Origin of the sequence: Streptomyces crystallinus (genome assembly GCF_039521265.1) — a bacterium.
Lineage (GTDB): Bacteria > Actinomycetota > Actinomycetes > Streptomycetales > Streptomycetaceae > Streptomyces > Streptomyces crystallinus.
The window spans coordinates 18,384-36,232 of sequence record NZ_BAAACA010000046.1 but is presented as its reverse complement, the minus strand read 5'-3'; the positions used below and the strand labels follow the sequence as shown (position 1 = coordinate 36,232).

The 17,849-nt window shown below is 72.7% G+C and carries 12 protein-coding genes, 2 tRNA genes, 1 pseudogene and 1 riboswitch; of the genes and pseudogenes, 12 read left to right on the top strand and 3 right to left on the bottom strand.

Features of this window, described 5'->3' with window-relative positions:
- The 8 genes and pseudogenes from ABD236_RS30120 to ABD236_RS30085 all read left to right on the top strand — a co-directional run.
- A pseudogene (locus ABD236_RS30120) lies at positions 1-272 on the top strand (hypothetical protein); the annotation flags it as partial.
- A gap of 233 nt (positions 273-505) precedes the next feature.
- Positions 506-2,731, top strand: a complete 2,226-nt coding sequence (locus ABD236_RS30115; RefSeq protein ID WP_344079113.1) for a DEAD/DEAH box helicase — start codon at positions 506-508, stop codon at positions 2,729-2,731.
- Positions 2,732-2,961: 230 nt separating this feature from the next.
- Positions 2,962-5,916 (top strand): FG-GAP-like repeat-containing protein, encoded by a 2,955-nt coding sequence (locus tag ABD236_RS30110; protein ID WP_344079111.1) that lies wholly within the window; start codon positions 2,962-2,964, stop codon positions 5,914-5,916.
- A 97-nt stretch (positions 5,917-6,013) separates the two neighbouring features.
- Positions 6,014-7,615, top strand: a complete 1,602-nt coding sequence (locus ABD236_RS30105) for an amino acid permease (protein WP_344079108.1) — start codon at positions 6,014-6,016, stop codon at positions 7,613-7,615.
- Positions 7,616-7,751: 136 nt separating this feature from the next.
- Positions 7,752-7,824, top strand: a tRNA-Lys gene (locus ABD236_RS30100).
- Positions 7,825-8,510: 686 nt separating this feature from the next.
- On the top strand, positions 8,511-9,341 hold the full coding sequence (locus ABD236_RS30095) for an MmyB family transcriptional regulator (protein WP_344079106.1): 831 nt from the start codon (positions 8,511-8,513) through the stop codon (positions 9,339-9,341).
- A gap of 143 nt (positions 9,342-9,484) precedes the next feature.
- On the top strand, positions 9,485-10,552 hold the full coding sequence (locus ABD236_RS30090; protein ID WP_344079104.1) for a PhlD: 1,068 nt from the start codon (positions 9,485-9,487) through the stop codon (positions 10,550-10,552).
- A 65-nt stretch (positions 10,553-10,617) separates the two neighbouring features.
- A tRNA-Met gene (locus ABD236_RS30085) sits at positions 10,618-10,691 on the top strand.
- A gap of 68 nt (positions 10,692-10,759) precedes the next feature.
- Here ABD236_RS30085 and ABD236_RS30080 read toward each other — a convergent pair.
- The gene (locus tag ABD236_RS30080) at positions 10,760-11,503 is read right to left on the bottom strand and encodes a GNAT family N-acetyltransferase (protein WP_344079102.1); all 744 of its coding nucleotides are present in this window, start codon (positions 11,501-11,503) and stop codon (positions 10,760-10,762) included.
- Between the two features lie 112 nt (positions 11,504-11,615).
- Between ABD236_RS30080 and ABD236_RS30075 the strand changes: the two genes are divergently transcribed.
- From ABD236_RS30075 to ABD236_RS30060, 4 genes are all read left to right on the top strand, one after another.
- A complete protein-coding gene (locus ABD236_RS30075) occupies positions 11,616-11,909 on the top strand; it encodes a hypothetical protein (RefSeq protein WP_344079100.1) in 294 nt (97 codons plus the stop codon).
- Between the two features lie 144 nt (positions 11,910-12,053).
- Positions 12,054-13,202 (top strand): PP2C family protein-serine/threonine phosphatase, encoded by a 1,149-nt coding sequence (locus ABD236_RS30070; protein WP_344079098.1) that lies wholly within the window; start codon positions 12,054-12,056, stop codon positions 13,200-13,202.
- 155 nt (positions 13,203-13,357) lie between these two features.
- Positions 13,358-13,503: riboswitch (cyclic di-AMP (ydaO/yuaA leader) on the top strand.
- A gap of 11 nt (positions 13,504-13,514) precedes the next feature.
- Entirely contained in the window at positions 13,515-14,594 is a 1,080-nt protein-coding gene (locus tag ABD236_RS30065) for a M23 family metallopeptidase (RefSeq protein WP_425543989.1), read from the top strand.
- Positions 14,595-14,658: 64 nt separating this feature from the next.
- Complete coding sequence (locus ABD236_RS30060) at positions 14,659-15,603, top strand: aldo/keto reductase (RefSeq protein WP_344079096.1); 945 nt, start codon at positions 14,659-14,661, stop codon at positions 15,601-15,603.
- 12 nt (positions 15,604-15,615) lie between these two features.
- Here ABD236_RS30060 and ABD236_RS30055 read toward each other — a convergent pair whose 3' ends face one another.
- Both ABD236_RS30055 and trmB read right to left on the bottom strand, forming a co-directional pair.
- A complete protein-coding gene (locus ABD236_RS30055) occupies positions 15,616-17,004 on the bottom strand; it encodes a PrsW family intramembrane metalloprotease (RefSeq protein WP_344079094.1) in 1,389 nt (462 codons plus the stop codon).
- Positions 17,005-17,058: 54 nt separating this feature from the next.
- On the bottom strand, positions 17,059-17,838 hold the full coding sequence (trmB, locus tag ABD236_RS30050) for a tRNA (guanosine(46)-N7)-methyltransferase TrmB (protein WP_344079092.1): 780 nt from the start codon (positions 17,836-17,838) through the stop codon (positions 17,059-17,061).
- Between the last annotated feature and the right edge of the window lie 11 nt (positions 17,839-17,849).

Below are 17,849 nucleotides of genomic sequence, written 5' to 3'. Positions count from 1 at the left end.
CCCGGCCCCATAACCCGGCCCCGCCCGGCGGCGGCAGCGCGGGCGGCCCCTCCGCGCCCCCGCAGCAGCCCACCCCGCCGCCCGCCTCCCCGACGCCGCCCGCGCCCCCGACGAGCCAGCCGCCGCCGGACCCGCCGGTGACCCCCAAGCCGAGCGACTCGCCGTCCGCCTCCCCGGCCGCCGACACCCGCACCACGGCGCTGCGCGACCTCGGTTCAGGCGCGGCCTCGCGGACCGAACCCGCGGCATCGCCGCAGGTGGGACCGGTTTAGCCGGAGGAGGACGGGACTGGTGTGAGGTGGATCGCACAGGAAGGGTTTGCGCTCCTGTGGGGGGAGTGCGTATGGTGGTAGATCGTTTGATCCCATTGCCCGGCGCCGACACAGAAGAGCGCCGTGTGGCGCGTACTCTCCCTAGCCGTGGCTGACCGCATCGAGGCGGTCGAATTGCGAATTCACGGAGTTGACGGGCGCGTGCCGAGACTCCGGAAGGTTTCGCATTTCGCATGTCCATTTCCAGTACTGATCACACCGTCATGCCCGAGAACGACGAGATCGTCGTCGCCGAGGCTGTCGAGACCGTAGAGACCACCGAGATCGTCGAGGCCGTGGTGGCCTCCGAGGACGCCGAGGCCCAGGCCGACGAGGCCGCCGAGCCGACCGTCACCTTCGCGGACCTCGGTCTGCCCGAGGGCGTCGTGCGCAAGCTCGCCCAGAACGGTGTGACCACCCCCTTCCCGATCCAGGCCGCGACCATCCCGGACGCCCTGGCCGGCAAGGACATCCTCGGCCGTGGCCGCACCGGCTCCGGCAAGACCCTCTCCTTCGGTCTGCCGACCCTGGCGCAGCTCGCCGGCGGCCACACCGAGAAGAAGAAGCCCCGCGCGGTCATCCTGACCCCGACCCGCGAGCTCGCGATGCAGGTCGCGGACGCCCTCCAGCCGTACGGCGACGTGCTCGGCCTGAAGATCAAGGTCGTCTGCGGCGGTACGTCGATGGGCAACCAGATCTACGCCCTGGAGCGCGGCGTCGACATCCTCGTCGCCACCCCGGGCCGACTGCGCGACATCATCAACCGTGGCGCCTGCTCCCTGGAGAACGTCCAGGTCGCGGTCCTCGACGAGGCGGACCAGATGTCGGACCTGGGCTTCCTGCCCGAGGTCACCGAGCTGTTCGACCAGATCCCCGAGGGCGGCCAGCGCATGCTCTTCTCCGCCACCATGGAGAACGAGATCGGCACCCTGGTCAAGCGCTACCTGAAGAACCCGGTCAGCCACGAGGTCGACAGCGCCCAGGGCAACGTCACCACGATGAGCCACCACGTCCTCGTCGTGAAGCCGAAGGACAAGGCGCCGGTCACGGCCGCCATCGCCGCCCGCAAGGGCCGCACGATCATCTTCGTCCGCACCCAGCTGGGCGCCGACCGCATCGCCGAGCAGCTCGTCGAGGCCGGCGTGAAGGCCGACGCGCTGCACGGCGGCATGACGCAGGGCGCCCGTACCCGCGTCCTCGCGGACTTCAAGGACGGTTACGTCAACGCGCTGGTCGCCACCGACGTCGCCGCCCGAGGCATCCACGTCGACGGCATCGACCTGGTCCTGAACGTGGACCCGGCCGGCGACCACAAGGACTACCTGCACCGCTCGGGCCGCACCGCCCGCGCCGGCCGCTCCGGTGTCGTGGTCTCCCTGGCCCTGCCGCACCAGCGCCGCCAGATCTTCCGGCTGATGGAGGACGCGGGCGTCGACGCCTCGCGCCACATCGTCGGCGGTGCCGGCGCCTTCGACCCGGAGGTCGCCGAGATCACCGGCGCCCGTTCGCTGACCGAGGTCCAGGCCGACTCCGCGAACAACGCCGCCAAGCAGGCCGAGCGCGAGGTCGCCGAGCTCACCAAGCAGCTGGAGCGTCTGACGCGCCGCGCCGCCGAGCTCCGCGAGGAGGCAGACCGCCTGGTCGCCCGCTCGGCTCGTGAGCGCGGTGAGGACCCCGAGGCCGCCGTCGCCGAGGTGGCCGAGGCCGCCGAGGCCGAGGTCGCTGCCGCCGTGGTCGCCGCCGAGCCGGTCGCGCAGGAGCGTCCCGCGTACGAGCGCCGTGACGAGCGGGGCAACTTCGCCCGTCGCGACGACCGCGGTGACCGGGGCGACCGTGGTGGCTTCCGCCGCGACGACCGCCGTGACGACAACCGCGGTGGCGGTTTCCGCCGCGATGACCGTCCGTCGGGTGGCTTCAACCGCGACCGCAACGACCGTGGGTTCGAGCGTCGTGACGACAACCGCGGTGGCGGTTTCCGCCGTGACGACCGTCCGTCGGGTGGCTTCAACCGCGACCGCAACGACCGTGGGTTCGAGCGTCGTGACGACAACCGTGGCGGTGGCTTCCGCCGCGACGAGCGTCGTGACGACAACCGTGGTGGCGGTTTCCGCCGCGATGACCGTCCGTCGGGTGGCTTCAACCGCGACCGCAACGACCGTGGGTTCGAGCGTCGTGACGACAACCGCGGTGGCGGCTTCCGCCGCGACGACCGGGGCGACCGTCCCTCCGGCGGCTTCCGCTCCGGTGGCGGCGACCGCCCGTTCAACCGTGACCGCAACGACCGTCCCTCGGGCGGCTTCCGCTCCGGTGGCGGCGAGCGTCCGTACGGCCGCCGCGACGACCACCGTGGCACCGGCTCGAACAGCGGCTCCTTCGGCGGCCGCCGTGACGACAAGCCGCGCTGGAAGCGCAACGGCTGACGCTGAGTCTGCTTAGCGAGTGTTGGGCCCGTACGGCACCCACCGGGTGCGGTACGGGCCCTTCCGTTTCCCCGGGTAATCCAACATCACAGCAATGTGGCTGCTGTTAAGGTCAAACCACTCGTATGGGGGGTTTCAGAGAGCCGGGGGGCTTTTCTGCGCAACGCTGTCGCGCCACACACCGCGCGCCGTGCGCCCTCCCATGCCTGAACGGCTTCGGGAGCATCAACTTGAGACGTCACACACTCGTACGGAACGCGATTGCCGCAGTCACTGCGCTCGGCATCGCGGCCGCCGTCGCTCCGCTCGCCACGGCTCCGGCCTTCGCGGCGGACGCACCGGCGGAACTCACCGTTCCCGCCGAGCGCACGCCCGACGACAACGCCACCGTGATCAACGGTGCGGGCGAGACCGGCTATCTGTCCGGCTGGACCCAGGCCGGGTTCAACTGGACCTCGTACGCAGACGGCTCCACCGCGCCGGTCGTCATGCCGCAGGGCAGGACCACCGCATGGGGCACCGGCACGGACACCCTCGTCCTCACCGGCAAGGACGACACCTCCGTCGTCCAGCGGAACATGAAGGACGGCTCGGAGCGGACCCTGCCGCTGCCCAAGGGCCAGCAGTTCGCCGGGACCTTCGGCGACGTCGTCGTCACCGACGGCCCGCTCGGCATGAGCCTGCTGACCTGGGAGAACGGCACGGTCAAGGAGACGCCGGTCAGCGGACCCGGGCCGCTCCACTCGCTCTACATGGGGAACAAGGACGGCATCTTCGTCCAGTGGGACCTGTCCGGCATGACCCAGATCTGCTGGCTGGGCCGCGACGGGATCGCCCGCACCACCCAACTCAAGGCGGAGCAGTTCGAGAACGGCAAGATCGACGTCGGCGGCGACCGCGCGGTCCAGTGGACCAAGGACGGCAAGGCCACGGTCTGGAAGACCTCCGACTTCTGGGCGTCCACGGACCAGCTCACCATCGGCGGGTACGACACCGCGCAGCTGCTCGGCGCGGTCGGCGACAACGTCCTGGTGGCGCGCCGGATCTCGACCGGCGGCCAGGAGCGGTACTCCTCGCTCGACTACAAGGTGGTCGCCGTGCCGCTCAAGGGCGGCCCCGAGCGGGTCGTCCTGGAGAAGGCGACCGCGATGGCCCGCTTCAAGGCCGACGGGACGATGCTGATCGGCGCGGTGGTCGACGGCCACCAGGGCGTGTACGCGGTGGGGTCCTCCCTGGACGTCACCAAGGTCCGCGAGTCGCCCGCCCTCGCCTCCGTTCCCACGGCGCTCGCGCTGGCGCAGGGCCGCCTCAACACGGTGGACCGGATACCGGGCGCGGACGGCGTGTACCCGCGGCTGCGCGGCATCGACCTGTCGGTCACGGGCCCGCTGAAGGCCGGCCCGCGCATCGACCGGGGCACGGACGGGGCCGGTGAGACCCCGGAGATCCAGGCCACCGGCGACGGACGCCTCGTCCAGCGGTTCGCCGACGGCACGGTGAAGGTGCTCGACGAAGGCGCCCAGCTGCCCGCGCGCACCCTCGGCGTGAAGGCGGACGTGCTGCGCGTCTCGGGCCGCTACCTCGCCACCCGGCGCGGGGACGAGCGGGTCCAGGTCACCGACCTCGACACGGGCGCGGTCGTCTACACCGGCATCGCCTCACCCGACTTCGCCCTCTCCGGCAGCACCCTGTGGATCGGCAACGACCCGGGCGCGGCCCAGGCCATCGACGTCCGTACGGGCAAGGCCACCGGCAAGCGGATCTCCGTCCCCTGCCTGATGACCTCCCTCCAGGCGCAGGGCGGCGACGTCTACTGGGAGTGCGACCGGGACAAGTCCGGGGTGTACGACACGGTGGCGGACAAGAACATCGAGCTGCCCGCCCACCAGGGCGCCCTGCTCGGCGACGGCTATGTCGCCTGGCAGAAGGACGGCGAGCTGAGCGTCACGGACCTGCGCGGCGGCACGGGCACGCACAAGGCCGGCAAGCCTGCCGTGGCCAAGCCCGGCCAGGGGTGGACGGTCGACCGCTTCGGCGGCGCGGTGGCGTACGTGGACGCGGCCGGTGACACGCACGTGGCGCCGTCCGGGGTGGCGAGCGCTCCCGTACACGCGCTGGACACGGACGCTCCGGCGAGCGTCGACGCCAAGTCTGCGGCGCGCACGGTCCGCTGGTGGGCGTCGAAGCCGCTGGGCTTCTGGGAGCTGGCGCTGGTCGACCTGAGCACGCACAACACGCTCCGCACCGCCACCGGCTTCGAGACGCGCGGCCCGGTGACCCTGCGCTGGGACGGCAAGGACTACTCCGGCAAGACCCTGTCCGCCGGTAAGTACGCCTGGTACGTGACGGCGGTCCCCGCCGACGGCGGCCCGGACCAGACGTTCACCACCCCGTTCGAGGTGAAGGGCACGGCGGCGGCCCCGCGCGACTACGTCGGCGCCGACGGCCTGGGCGACCTGCTCGCCGTCACCCCCGCCGGAGTCGCGGACTTCCGCGCGGGCGGCGGCGGCAAGGTCGACGCGAAGGTGCCGGGCAGCGGCTGGACGGGCGCGAACGAGGTGTCGTCCGCGGTCCCGTTCGACGACGTGGACGGCGACGGCAAGAACGACGTGCTGGTCCGCCTGACGAGCGGGGAGCTGCGTGCGTACAAGCCCGCGGGCAAGGCGCTGACCCCCACCACCCCGTACGCGAGGATCGGTTCGGGCTGGAACGCCTTCGACGTGCTCACGTCCCCGGGCGACCTGACGGGCGACGGCCGCGCGGACCTGCTCGCGCGGGAGGCGTCGAGCGGCGACCTGTACCTCTACGAGGCGAACGGCGCGGGCAACTTCAAGTCCCGCGTGAAGATCGGCACCGGCTTCCAGAACTACCTGTTGGCGTCGGGCGCAGGTGACGTGAACGGCGACGGCAAGGCGGATCTGATGGCGCGCGATGCGTCGGGCGTCCTGTGGCTGTACCCGGGCACGGGCAGCGGCACCCTGGCCACCCGCGTGAAGATCGGCGGCGGCTGGCAGGTCTACAACGCGCTGGTCGGCGCGGGCGACCTGAACGGCGACGGCAGGCCCGACCTGCTGGCGCGCGGCACGGACGGCGTGCTGTGGGCGTACCCGGGAGACGGCAAGGGCAACTTCGGCGGCCGGGTGCAGGTCGGCGGAGGCTGGCAGATGTACAAGTACCTCTTCTAGTAAGCGGGTTCTAGTACGCGGGTTCCGGGCGGGACGCGGCGCGGTTCCGGCCACCCCTGGCGCATGTCATGCCCCCGGCGAGGGAATCGCTGGGGGCATGACAAGTGACGCGAGTACGAATCCCGGGGCGGGCGAGGCCCCGGACGGTCTCGGTCCGGCGGACGGCGGCGCGGCGGGCGGCCTGGGCGGCCGCCGCGCGACGTCCGACGAAGAGCGGCTGGCGCAGCTCGGCTACACCCAGGTGCTGGCGCGCCGGATGTCCGGCTTCGCCAACTACGCCGTCTCGTTCACCATCATCTCGGTCCTCTCCGGCTGTCTGACGATGTACGCGTTCGGCATGAACACCGGCGGCCCGGCCCTGATCACCTGGGGCTGGGTCGGGGTGGGCCTGATGACGCTGCTGGTCGGCCTGTCGATGGCCGAGATCTGCTCGGCGTACCCGACCTCGGCGGGCCTGTACTTCTGGGCGCACCGCCTGGCGCCGGAGCGCAGCGCGGCGGCCTGGGCCTGGTTCACGGGCTGGTTCAACGTGCTGGGCCAGGTCGCGGTGACGGCCGGGATCGACTTCGGCGCGGCCTCGTTCCTGGGCGCGTATCTGAACCTCCAGTGGGACTTCGAGGTGACGCCCGGCCGGACGATCTTGCTGTTCGCGGCGATCCTCGTCCTCCACGGGCTCCTGAACACCTTCGGCGTACGGATCGTGGCGATCCTCAACAGCGTGAGCGTGTGGTGGCACGTGCTGGGCGTGGCGGCGATAGCCGGCGCCCTGGCCTTCGCGCCGGACCACCACCGCTCCACGGGGTTCGTCTTCACCCACTACGTGAACAACACGGGCTGGAGCAGCGGCTTCTACGTCGTCCTGATCGGCCTGCTGATGGCCCAGTACACCTTCACCGGCTACGACGCCTCCGCGCACATGACGGAGGAGACCCATGACGCGGCGACCGCGGGCCCGCGCGGGATCGTGCGCTCGATCTGGACGTCGTGGATAGCCGGCTTCGTCCTGCTGCTCGGCTTCACGTACGCCATCCAGTCGTACGACGACGAACTCGGCTCGGCGACCGGCGCGCCCCCCGCCCAGATCCTCCTGGACGCGCTCGGGGCGACGGCGGGCAAGCTGCTCCTGCTGGTGGTGATCGGGGCGCAGCTGTTCTGCGGGATGGCGTCGGTGACGGCCAACTCCCGTATGATCTACGCCTTTTCCCGGGACGGCGCGCTCCCGTTCTCCCGGGTCTGGCACACGGTGAGCCCCCGCACGCGGACCCCGGTGGCGGCGGTCTGGCTGGCGGCCCTGGGAGCCCTGGTGCTCGGCCTGCCCTACTTGATCAACGTGACGGCGTACGCGGCGGTGACGTCGATCGCGGTGATCGGCCTGTACATCGCGTACGTCATCCCCACGCTGCTGCGCCTGCTCAAGGGCGACGCGTTCACCCCCGGCCCCTGGCACCTGGGCCGCTGGTCCCGCCCGGTCGGCGTGGCGGCGGTGGCCTGGGTGGCGCTGATCACAGTCCTGTTCATGCTGCCCCAGCTGTCCCCCGTGACCTGGGGGAACTTCAACTACGCGCCGGTGGCGGTCCTGGTGGTGCTGGGCTTCGCGACGACCTGGTGGCTGGCCTCGGCCCGCCACTGGTTCCTCCGCCCGCACGCCGAACTCCCCGGTCGAGCCCACGCTGAAGGCCCCCCGCCCAGCCCGCGCTGACGCCCCCATCCCAGCCACGCTGACCAGCCCGTCCACGCCAACCTGCCCCCCAAACGGGCCTCACAGTCCCCGACAGCCGATACCCGATCGGCTGCCGGGCCCTGTCGGGCTATGCTGCGGGGGTGCGGTATGCCAGGGGCCATTAGCTCAATTGGCAGAGCAGCGGACTTTTAATCCGTTGGTTGTCGGTTCGAGTCCGACATGGCCTACCGGTCGCGGGCGCGGGGGAATCCCCGCTGACCTGCGCTGAAGTGCCCCGCCGGGCTTGCCTGGCGGGGCACTTCGCTGTAGCTGTGCCCGCGCGGGTCGATCCGCCGCAGCGGCTGGGACGTCGTTCGTGCGAAGGGGGGAGCGGGCTGGCGCGCTCGTCCAGGAACGCACACGCCCGGCGCCGTGGGCCCGTCCAGGAGGACGGGCTCCACGGCGCCGGCCGTCTCAGCCCCGGCCCGCATGCCGGGGCTGGCCGGAGACGGGGGAATGTTGCTCTCCGGCGCGCCGCGGGCGGCCGGTGTCGAGGACGCGACGTATTGGCGATTGTCGACACCGGCCGCTGAATGGGGTACGTGTACGCCGGTCGTCCCCGCGGCACAGGGACAGCCGCCGCGTCCCGGGGAGGCGGTCCGGTCAAGCAACCGCTTTCACCTGGGTCGATACGTACGACGCCCGTGGGGGCTTCGTGCGGAACAGTCTGGAGGGGTACCCCGCCCCCTTTCCAGGGGGCTGAATTGCAGATAATGATCCAGCCATCAACATTCGGCCCCGGGTCGGCCGGCAGGGGGAGGGGGAGCGCACCGACAGACGTCATCCGTACCGTCGTCCCGCCGCGACGACAGCCGTTCGTCCCCGTCCCCCCGTGAACGAAGGTCCCGTCTTGCCGCTCGCCGCCCGTGACCGTATGTCCCTCAAGACGCTCCTCCAGGAGCGGCGCGCCGCCATCCACCCCGAGTCCGCCGGGTTTCCGCCGCGTCAGGCGGGGCCGGGCCGGCGGGTCGCCGGGCTGAGCCAGGAGCAGATGGACGTGCTGCTCGAGCGCACGCCCGGCACCTACAACCGGTTCGAGAACGGGCAACTCAACCCCACCGCCGAGTTCCTGACGAACGTGGCCCGCGCCCTGCGGCTGAACGAGCAGGAGTGGACGTTCCTTTGGCGGCTCACCCGGCGCGAGTACCCGCCGTACACCCTGCACCGCGACTCCGGGATGTCGGTCCCGGGCGTCTGGCAGCGGGTCGTCGAGCAGATCGACGGGGCGATGGCCTACATCACCGACGCCGCCTGGAACCTGCTCGCCCACAACACGGAGTTCGCCGAGCTCTTCCCGCGCGGCGAGGTCCCGGCCAACACCATGCGGTGGATGACCCTGGACCCCGAGGCGCGCGAGGACGTGCTCACCGACTGGGCGGACCGCTGGGCGCCGATGGTGCTGCCGCAGCTGCGGCACGGGGTGGAGATGCGGCCCAACCACGTGGAGCTGCGCCGCCTGGAGGCCGAGGTGCAGGCCGACCCGGTCGCAGGGCCGCTCTACCGGGAGTCGGGGGACACCCCGATCCCGTACCCGGACGGCTCCGAGCGCCCCATCCGCCACAGCCGGTACGGGCCCGGCTGGGTCACCACCTGCGTGGCCGAGCCGGTCACCTCGCCGGGGGCGCGGGTGATGCTCCTCCTCTACACCCCGGGCGCCTCGCTGGTGAGCCGGAACCCGGTGCTGAGCGCGCCGCTCACGAGCTGAGCGCACGACCGGCGCGGCCCAGGAGCGGGCCGTACACGGAACGACTCCCTCCGGCTGAGCTCTGTTCGAATTCCCAGGAACGAATTCCAGCCGCCTCAAGTAGGTTGAGCTTTCGCCCGTTGGCCACCCGAGGGAGCCCACTCGTGCCCGCTCACATAGCCCTCCCCGCCGTCGTTCTGCCGGACCATGTCATCGCAACGGATGAGATCTGCGCGGACATTCGGCGTGCCAACCCCGATCGCCCGCGCCTGGAGGCGCACCTGCGGATCGCCCGGGCCACCACCGTCCGCACCCGCCGTTTCACCCGCCCGCTCAGCGCCGCGACCGTGGCCGGAAATGCCACCATCGAGGAGCGCAACCGGGCCGCGTACGAGGACGCGCTGAGGCTCGCGGTCCGCTCCGGGCGGCAGGCCCTGGCGCACGCCGGGCTCGCCCCCGACGACATCGACTGCGTGATCACCAGCCACACCACCTCCTGGACCGTGCCCTCCCTCGACGTCGCCCTCGTCCGGGAACTGGGCCTGCGGCCGGACGTCCGCCGCATCCCGATGGCGACGGTGGGCTGCGCGGGCGGCGCGCACGGCCTGGTCAGGGCGCACGAGGACATCGCCGCCCACCCGGGCTCGCACGTCCTGGTGGTCGTCGCCGAGTGCCTGTCGACGGCCACGTACAACCACACCGACACCAGCCGCGAGTCGATGATCTACAAGGTGCTCTTCGGGGACGGCTCGGGCGCGGTGGTCGTCTCGGACACCCCGGCCTGGAGCGGGCCGAGCTTCGTCATCGAGGACACCTTCGAGTACGTCCTGCCCGACAGCCTCGACCGCTACCAGGGCCGTCTCTCGGGCGCCGGGCTGCACTTCGACTCCACGGCCGCCGCCACCGCCGCTCTCAACGACAGCCTCCCGGCGGTACGCAAATGGCTCGGCGGCAGCGGCAAGGCGCTCCAGTTCGCGGTCGTCCACCCGGGCGGCCCCCGGGTCCTGGAGGACGCGGCCGCCGGGTTCGGCCTGGACGGCGACCGCGACCACGGCGCTCTGCGGCACGCCTGGGCGAGCCTGGCCGTCAACGGCAACCTGGGCGGCTCGGCCGTCCTCGACGTGCTGGCCCGCACCTTCGCGCAGGCCCCCGAAGACCGCCAGTCGGGCCTGATCATCGGCTTCGGCCCGGGGTTCGTGCTGGCCGCCTCGCGCGGCCACTGGTCGGCGTGAGCGGACGGCCGCCGGTAAACCGGTACGGAGCACTGCCCCGCATGCCGTAGAGTTGTGTTCACCGACGCGGGGTGGAGCAGCTCGGTAGCTCGCTGGGCTCATAACCCAGAGGTCGCAGGTTCAAATCCTGTCCCCGCTACTGAAGTCCTGAGGCCCGGCACATGAGAATGTGCCGGGCCTCAGGCGTTCCCCGCTCCGGTCAGCCCCTCACGCCGGCCGTTCCGCCACCAGGAACCCCCGGTAGGCGAAGCCGAGCGACTCGTACAGCCGTATCGCCGTGTGGTTGGCCTCCTCCACCATCAGGGCCGCCGTCCCGTGCACCGCCAGCGCCTGCGCCAGCACCTTGGTGACGACCGTCCGCGCCAGGCCCCGGCCCCGCGCCGACGGGTGCACGGCGACCCCCGCCACCAGCCCGACCTCGGGGGACGGCCAGGCCAGCGCGGCGACGGCGGTGATCAGGCCCGCGTCGTCCCGGGTGCCCGCCCACCGCTCGACGCCCGGCGCGCCCGGCACCGCGTACGAGTGGGGGAACGCCTCCGCCAGCAGCCCGGCGATCTCCGGCCCGTCCTCGTCCGTCAGCCACCGCGCCTTGCCCTCGTCCGCCGCGCCCGCCTCGTCCGGCGTCAGCGGGCGGGTGCGGCTCATCCAGCCGTACGTGGCCAGCGGCCGCAGCACCGGCAGCGCCTCGACCAGGGCCCGTACGGTCGCCTCGTCGCCCAGCGGGCTGTAGCTCGGGCCCGTCTCGGTCAGCACCTCGGCGACCAGCGGGGCCAGCGACTCGACCGGGCCCGAGACGGCCAGCCGGTCGTGGCAGGAGAGGTCGGGAGCGGCGACGGCGAAGGCGCGGCCGTCCTCGCTCGCCCAGGCGCGGGAGGAGCCGGTCAGGCCCTGGGCGGCCCAGAGCAGGGACGGGTCGCGGGGCAGTTTGTCGGAGGAGTGGAGTTCGTGCACGGTCGAACAGCCTGCGCCGTATTGTCACGCAACGTCAAGTTCTGGCCTTGGTGGCGCGGAATCGTGCCTCTCGGCGATGTGCGCGTATACGTGGAGTAGTCTCGCGCGTACTGTGCGCGAGCGTCTGGTGGGGCTGCTGCGGGCGGCGACGCGGCGGAAGGCGCCCGCGGCGCCGCTGTTCCTCGCCCTGTGTGCACTGCTGATGTGTCTCTCCCTGCCGCTGGCGCTGCCCCTGTCGCCCGCCCCGCCCTGGGTCTCCGCGCCCTCGTACACCAAGGGCCAGATCCCCTCCGTGCACGGCGGTCCGGCGGCCCGCCGCCATGCCCGGGGGACCTGTGTGCGCGGCCGGGCCGGGCCCCGCCGGTGCCGGGCGCGGCTCATCGCGACCGGCGCGGACCGGCACTGAGGGCCCGTCCGCGGCCTCCGCCCGGGCGTCCGCACGCAGCGCCCACCCGGTTGGCCGAGGAGCGTTCGCGGCACGCGGCGGGGCCCGGCACCCTGGGTGGGGCGCGGAACGTCGGCGGCCCCGCGGACGGGCAGGAGACCCCAGGTGCGGCAGCGATCGGACGGCGTCGGCCGGGAGGGCTCCCGGCGCCTGGCCCTGGTGCGCGTACTGCCCGCGCTGCTCCTCGTCGTCGGGGTCGTCCTGGACGCGGCGACCCCGCCCGATCTGACCGCCGCCGCCCTCTTCGCGGCCGCGCCCCTGGTCGCGGCCCCCTTCTGCGGCCCGCTGGGCACCGCCGCCGCGGGCGCCTCGGCGGTCGGGGCGGTGCTGCTCACCGAGTATCTGCACGACATCCCCAGTACCGGGGAGGCGGTGAGCGAGCTGTTCACCGTCACCACCGTCGGCGCGCTGGCCCTGGTCATCAACCGCATGCTGCGCCGCAGCGGCGAGCGCCTCGCCTCGGCCCGGGTCATCGCGGAGACCGCCCAGCGCGCCGTGCTGCCGACGCCGGCCGAGCGCATCGGGGGCCTCCAGGTGGCCGCGCGGTACGAGGCGGCGCAGGCCGACGCCTTCATCGGCGGGGACCTCTTCGCGGTCCAGGACACGCCGTACGGGGTGCGCCTGGTCGTCGGGGACGTGCGGGGCAAGGGCCTGGAGGCGGTCGAGGCGGTGGCCGTGGTCATCGGGGCGTTCCGGGAGGCGGCCGAGCAGGAGGCGACCCTGGAGGAGGTGGCCGGGCGCCTGGAGCGGGCGCTGGCCCGGGAGGGCACCCGGCGCTCCGGCCTGGACGCCTTCGAGGGGTTCACCACGGCCGTGCTCGCCGAGGTCCCGCGCGGCGCCGCGTCCGTACGGCTGGTGAACCGGGGCCACCCCGAGCCGCTGCTGCTGCACGCCGACGGGGCGCTGGACGTGCTCGCCCCGGCCGACCCCGCGCTGCCGCTGGGGATGGCGGAGCTGGGGGTGTGGCCGGACCGGGCGCAGACGTACCCGTTCCCGGCCGGGGCGACGCTGCTCCTCTACACCGACGGCCTCTCCGAAGCGCGCTCACTGGACCCGCCCGGGGTCTTCTACGACCCGTACGAGCGGCTGCGCGGCCGGATCTTCCCGGGCCCCGAGGAGGTGCTGGACGCTCTGGTCGACGATGTGCGCAGACATACGGGCGGCGGCGCCAGCGACGACATGGCGCTGCTCGCGGTGGGGCGGCCCGGGGCGCGCCAGCCGGAGCGGCGGCGGACGATGCCCGTGGTGCCGTGACTGACCGTGCCCGAACGGCATCCCTGCGCATAACAATTGACATACCGTCAGCACTTGTCCCCGGCGATTACCGGGAACGGCTTGGAATCCGGTCCGCCTGTCTATTAACGTTCGATAACGCAGCGCGGTCGTCCCAGCCGTCGCAGAGGCGGCACCGTGCGCACGCGCCGAATCCCGCAAGGGAACCGGGGAACCACCAACTTGGGGTGAATCGGGCATCTTTGTCTCTTCGAGATGCCCGTAGGAGACCTTCCTGCTCCGAACCCGTCAGCTAACCCGGTAGGCGAGAAGGAAGGAAAGGAGTGCGCCCCCGTGGCGTCCAACGAGCCTGCCCTCGGCACCCCGCCGGTTCCCCCCGTCTCCCTGTACGGGACCGCGCCCAGCGACACCGAGGTGTGGGAGGAGTGGAACCCCACGGAGGAGTCCGTGTCCTCCGTACGCGGCAGACACCGCGTCATCAAGCAGCGCGGCGGGCTCGCCCGCAGCTCCACCGTCCTCGGCGTCGGTGTCATCGCGGCCGTCGGCGCGGGCGGCATGGCCAGTGCGCAGACCAAGCCGCCGGTCTCCATATCCCTGCCCGACGCGGTCGCGGATAAACTCCCCGACGTCAAGTCGCTGCCGGGCGTGGGCACCCTGATCTCCGACCTCGCGGGCGACGACGAGCCCGACGCCTCCCCGGCGGACCGGGCCGACCGCGCCGTGGCGAGCGCCCCCCTGACCATGGCCGGCGTCTCCCGGGCCGACGCCGAGCAGGGCGCCACGGGCGCCGGCGAGGCCCTGCGCGCCCGTATCCTCCAGCAGGCCGAGCAGCAGCGGAGCAGCGCCGAGGCCGAGGCCAGGGCGGCCGCCGAGAAGGATGCCGCGCAGAAGGCGGCGGCCGAGGCGAAGGCCGCGCAGAGCGCCGCCGCGCAGAAGGCGGCGGCCGCGAAGAAGGCCGCCGAGGAGGCCGCCGCCAAGAAGGCGGAGGAGGAGCGCCTGGCCGAGCTCGCCAAGAGCTTCTCGCTCCCGGTCGCCTCGTACACGATCACCTCGACCTTCGGCGAGGCCGGCTCGATGTGGTCCTCCGGCCACCACACCGGCCTCGACTTCGCCGCCCCCACCGGCACCCCGCTCAAGGCGATCCACGGCGGCACGGTCAAGTCGGCGGGCTGGTCCGGTTCGTACGGCTACCGCACGGTCGTCGAGCTGGAGGACGGCACCGAGCTCTGGTACTGCCACCAGTCCTCGATCGCGGTCAGCGCCGGGCAGAAGGTGACGACCGGCGAGACGATCGGCCGCGTCGGCGCCACCGGCAACGTGACCGGCCCCCATCTGCACCTGGAGGTACACACCCCCGGCGGCACGGGCATCGACCCGATGGGGTGGCTCCAGTCCAAGGGCCTGAACCCGTAGGGAGCGCCGGGCGAGGGGGCGCATCGCGTGGAATAGCCGCGCCCCGCCCGCCCGTTCACCCCCTATGACCTCTCTGCGCCCCCTCGGCTCCTCCGATCTGTCCGTCTTCCCGCTCGCCCTCGGCGGCAACGTCTTCGGCTGGACGGCCGACGAGGCCGCGTCGTTCGCGGTGCTCGACGCGTACACCGAGGCGGGCGGCAACTTCGTGGACACCGCCGACGTCTACTCGGCCTGGGCCCCGGGCAACGAGGGCGGCGAGTCCGAGAAGACCATCGGCCGGTGGCTGGCGGCGCGCGGCAACCGCGAGGACGTCGTCATCGCCACCAAGGTGGGCGGGCACCCCCGGTTCAAGGGGCTCGCGGCCGCCACGATCAAGGCGGGAGCCGAGGCCTCGCTGCGCCGCCTCGGCACCGACTACATCGACCTGTACTACACGCACTTCGACGACGAGTCCGTCCCCGTCGAGGAGATCGTCACCGCCCTCGACCAGCTGGTGAAGGACGGTGTGGTGCGCGCGGTGGCCGCCTCCAACATCTCCCCGGCGCGGCTGAAGGACTCGCTGGACTTCTCCGACCGCGAGGGCCTGGCCAAGTACGTCGCCCTCCAGCCGCACTACAACCTGGTCTCGCGCGACACCTACGAGGGCGCCCTCCAGGACACCGCCGCCCGCTCGGGCCTGGCCGCCGTCCCCTACTTCGCGCTCGCCGCCGGCTTCCTCACCGGCAAGTACCGCCCGGGCCGGCACGTCGAGAGCGCGCGGGCCCAGGGCGCCGCCAAGCACCTGGAGACCGCGCGGGGCACCAAGGTGCTGGCCGCGCTCGACCGTATCGCCCAGGAGCACGGCGCCGAGCCCGCGACCGTGGCGCTGGCCTGGCTCGCCGCCCAGCCGACCGTGGTCGCCCCGATCGCCTCGGCCCGTACCGTCGAGCAGCTGCCCGCGCTCCTCGCCGTCGCCGACCTGGAGCTCACGGACGCGGAGCTGAGCGAGCTGAAGACCGCCTCGGCGTAGCCGCCGCTCGCCTCAGCGCAGATAGGGGTTGTACGGGGAGGACTGGTCGTGTCCGTACGGGGCCTGGTGTCCGTACGTCGCCGGGTGGCCGTACGGATACGGCTGCGGCGGGATCCAGATGCGGCCCGCCGCGCCCGCCGCGTACAGCAGCGCGGGCCCGGCCACCTCCCGGCGCGCCCACAGATGGTGCAGCAGCTCCTGCTCGCGGGCCGTGAAGTCCGGGCCGGCCTCGGTGCGCCGGGCCCGGCGGCGCAGGAACGCCAGCGCCGTCGCGAACGCCTCGTACTCGGCGACCGTCCGCGCCGCCCGCTTGCCGCCGAAGGTGCGGTACGCGAAGTCGCGGGCCATCGAGCGGGCCCGCATCGAGGAGAGCGCGAGCGGTTCGGCGGGACCCAGCCAGCCCGCCGTCGCGTACGCGGGCAGCTCCGCCGCGACCGTGCGCAGCTCCCGCTGGCGGCTCCACACCGCAAGCCAGGTGAGCAGGGCGAAGACCGGGACCATGAACGCGGCGTAGACCAGGTAGAAGCCGTACGTCCCGAACGACGACGAGCCGTTCCACAGGGCGTGCATGCCCATCGCGGACAGCAGCCCGAGCACCGGCAGGCCGATACGGCGCCACCGGCTGCCGGGCACCGCGAGCGCGGCGGCCCCGAAGCCGATGCCGGTGCACACCGTGAACAGCGGGTGCGCGAACGGCGACATCACGATCCGGACGAAGAACGTCGCCGCGGTCGTCGAGGAGAGCCCCGCGGTGTGGCTGACCTGGTCCTCGCCGAAGGCGTTGCCGAGATACAGGATGTTCTCGGTGAAGGCGAAGCCGGTCGCGGTGAAGCCCGCGACGACCACGCCGTCGACTATCCCCTTGAAGTCCCGTCTTCGGAACAGGAACAGCAGCAGCACGGCCACCGCCTTGGCGCTCTCCTCGACGACCGGCGCGATGACGGTCGCGCCCAGGTGGTCGGCGGAGGACGGGTCGGCGGTGGCGGTGGCTATCCACTTGGTCGCGAACGAGTTGGCGATGATCGCCACCAACGCGGCGGCGCACGCCCCCCAGGCGAAGGCGAACAGCAGATTGCGCCAGGGCCCCGGGTCCACCCGGTCGAGCCAGCGGAACGCGGTGGCGAGCAGCGGCACCGGCAGCACGGCGAGCGCGAGACCCACCAGGAACCCCTCGGTGCCGGTCTGCTCCCGCACGATCGCGAGGATGACCAGACCGCACAGGGCGAGCAGGGTGATCAGCGCGCCGGCCCGGACGGCCCTGGAGCGCCAGAAGTCCCGCCGCGGCCGGTAGCGCCACTTGGCGCGCTCCGGTACGGCGTCGAACCGCGGCTCGGCGCCGCGCTCCGGGACCGGCTGGAGCGGGCCCGGCGGCTGGCGTTGCGGAAGCGACTCGGACGACACCAGACGACCCTAACGAGGGGTGAGGACAATCCGCGACGGTGCGTGGGGGTGCCGTCAGGCGCCGGGCAGCTCCGCGGCGCGGGTGAAGAGCAGGTCATGGACCACATGGCCCTTGTCGAGGCCCTGCCCCTCGAAGCGCGTGAGCGGCCGGAACGCGGGCCGGGGCGCGTAGCCGCCGTCGGGCTGGGTGTTCTCGAACGCGGGGTGCGCGGTCAGCACCTCCAGCATCTGCTCGGCGTACGGCTCCCAGTCGGTGGCGCAGTGCAGTACGGCACCGGGCTTGAGCCGGGGCGCGGCCAGGGTGAGGAAGTCGGGCTGGATGATGCGGCGCTTGTGGTGGCGCTTCTTGGGCCAGGGGTCCGGGAAGTAGACGCGCAGCCCGTCGAGCGACTCGGGCGGCAGCATCTCGCGCAGCAGGATGATCGCGTCGCCGTTGGCGACCCGGACGTTGGTGAGGCCGCCGCGCTCGGCGAGGCCGAGCAGATTGCCCTGGCCGGGGGTGTGGACGTCGACGGCGAGAATGCCGGTGCCGGGGTCGGCGGCGGCCATCTCGGCGGTCGCCTCGCCCATCCCGAAGCCGATCTCCAGGACCACCGGCAGCCCGTCGAACATCGCGTCGAGGTCGAGCGTGCCCCGCCCGTCGATGTCCAGGCCCCACTGCGGCCACAGCCGCTCCAGGTATTCGCCCTGGCCGGTGGTCACCCGGCTGCGGCGCGGCTGGAAACTGCGGATCCGCCGCTCGTGGTGCGACCCGGCGGGGTCGGCGACGGGACCCCCGGGAAACCGGGGCTCGCCCTTGGGGCGACGGGCGGGGGCGGGCGGCTGCTCAGACACAATTAAGGGAT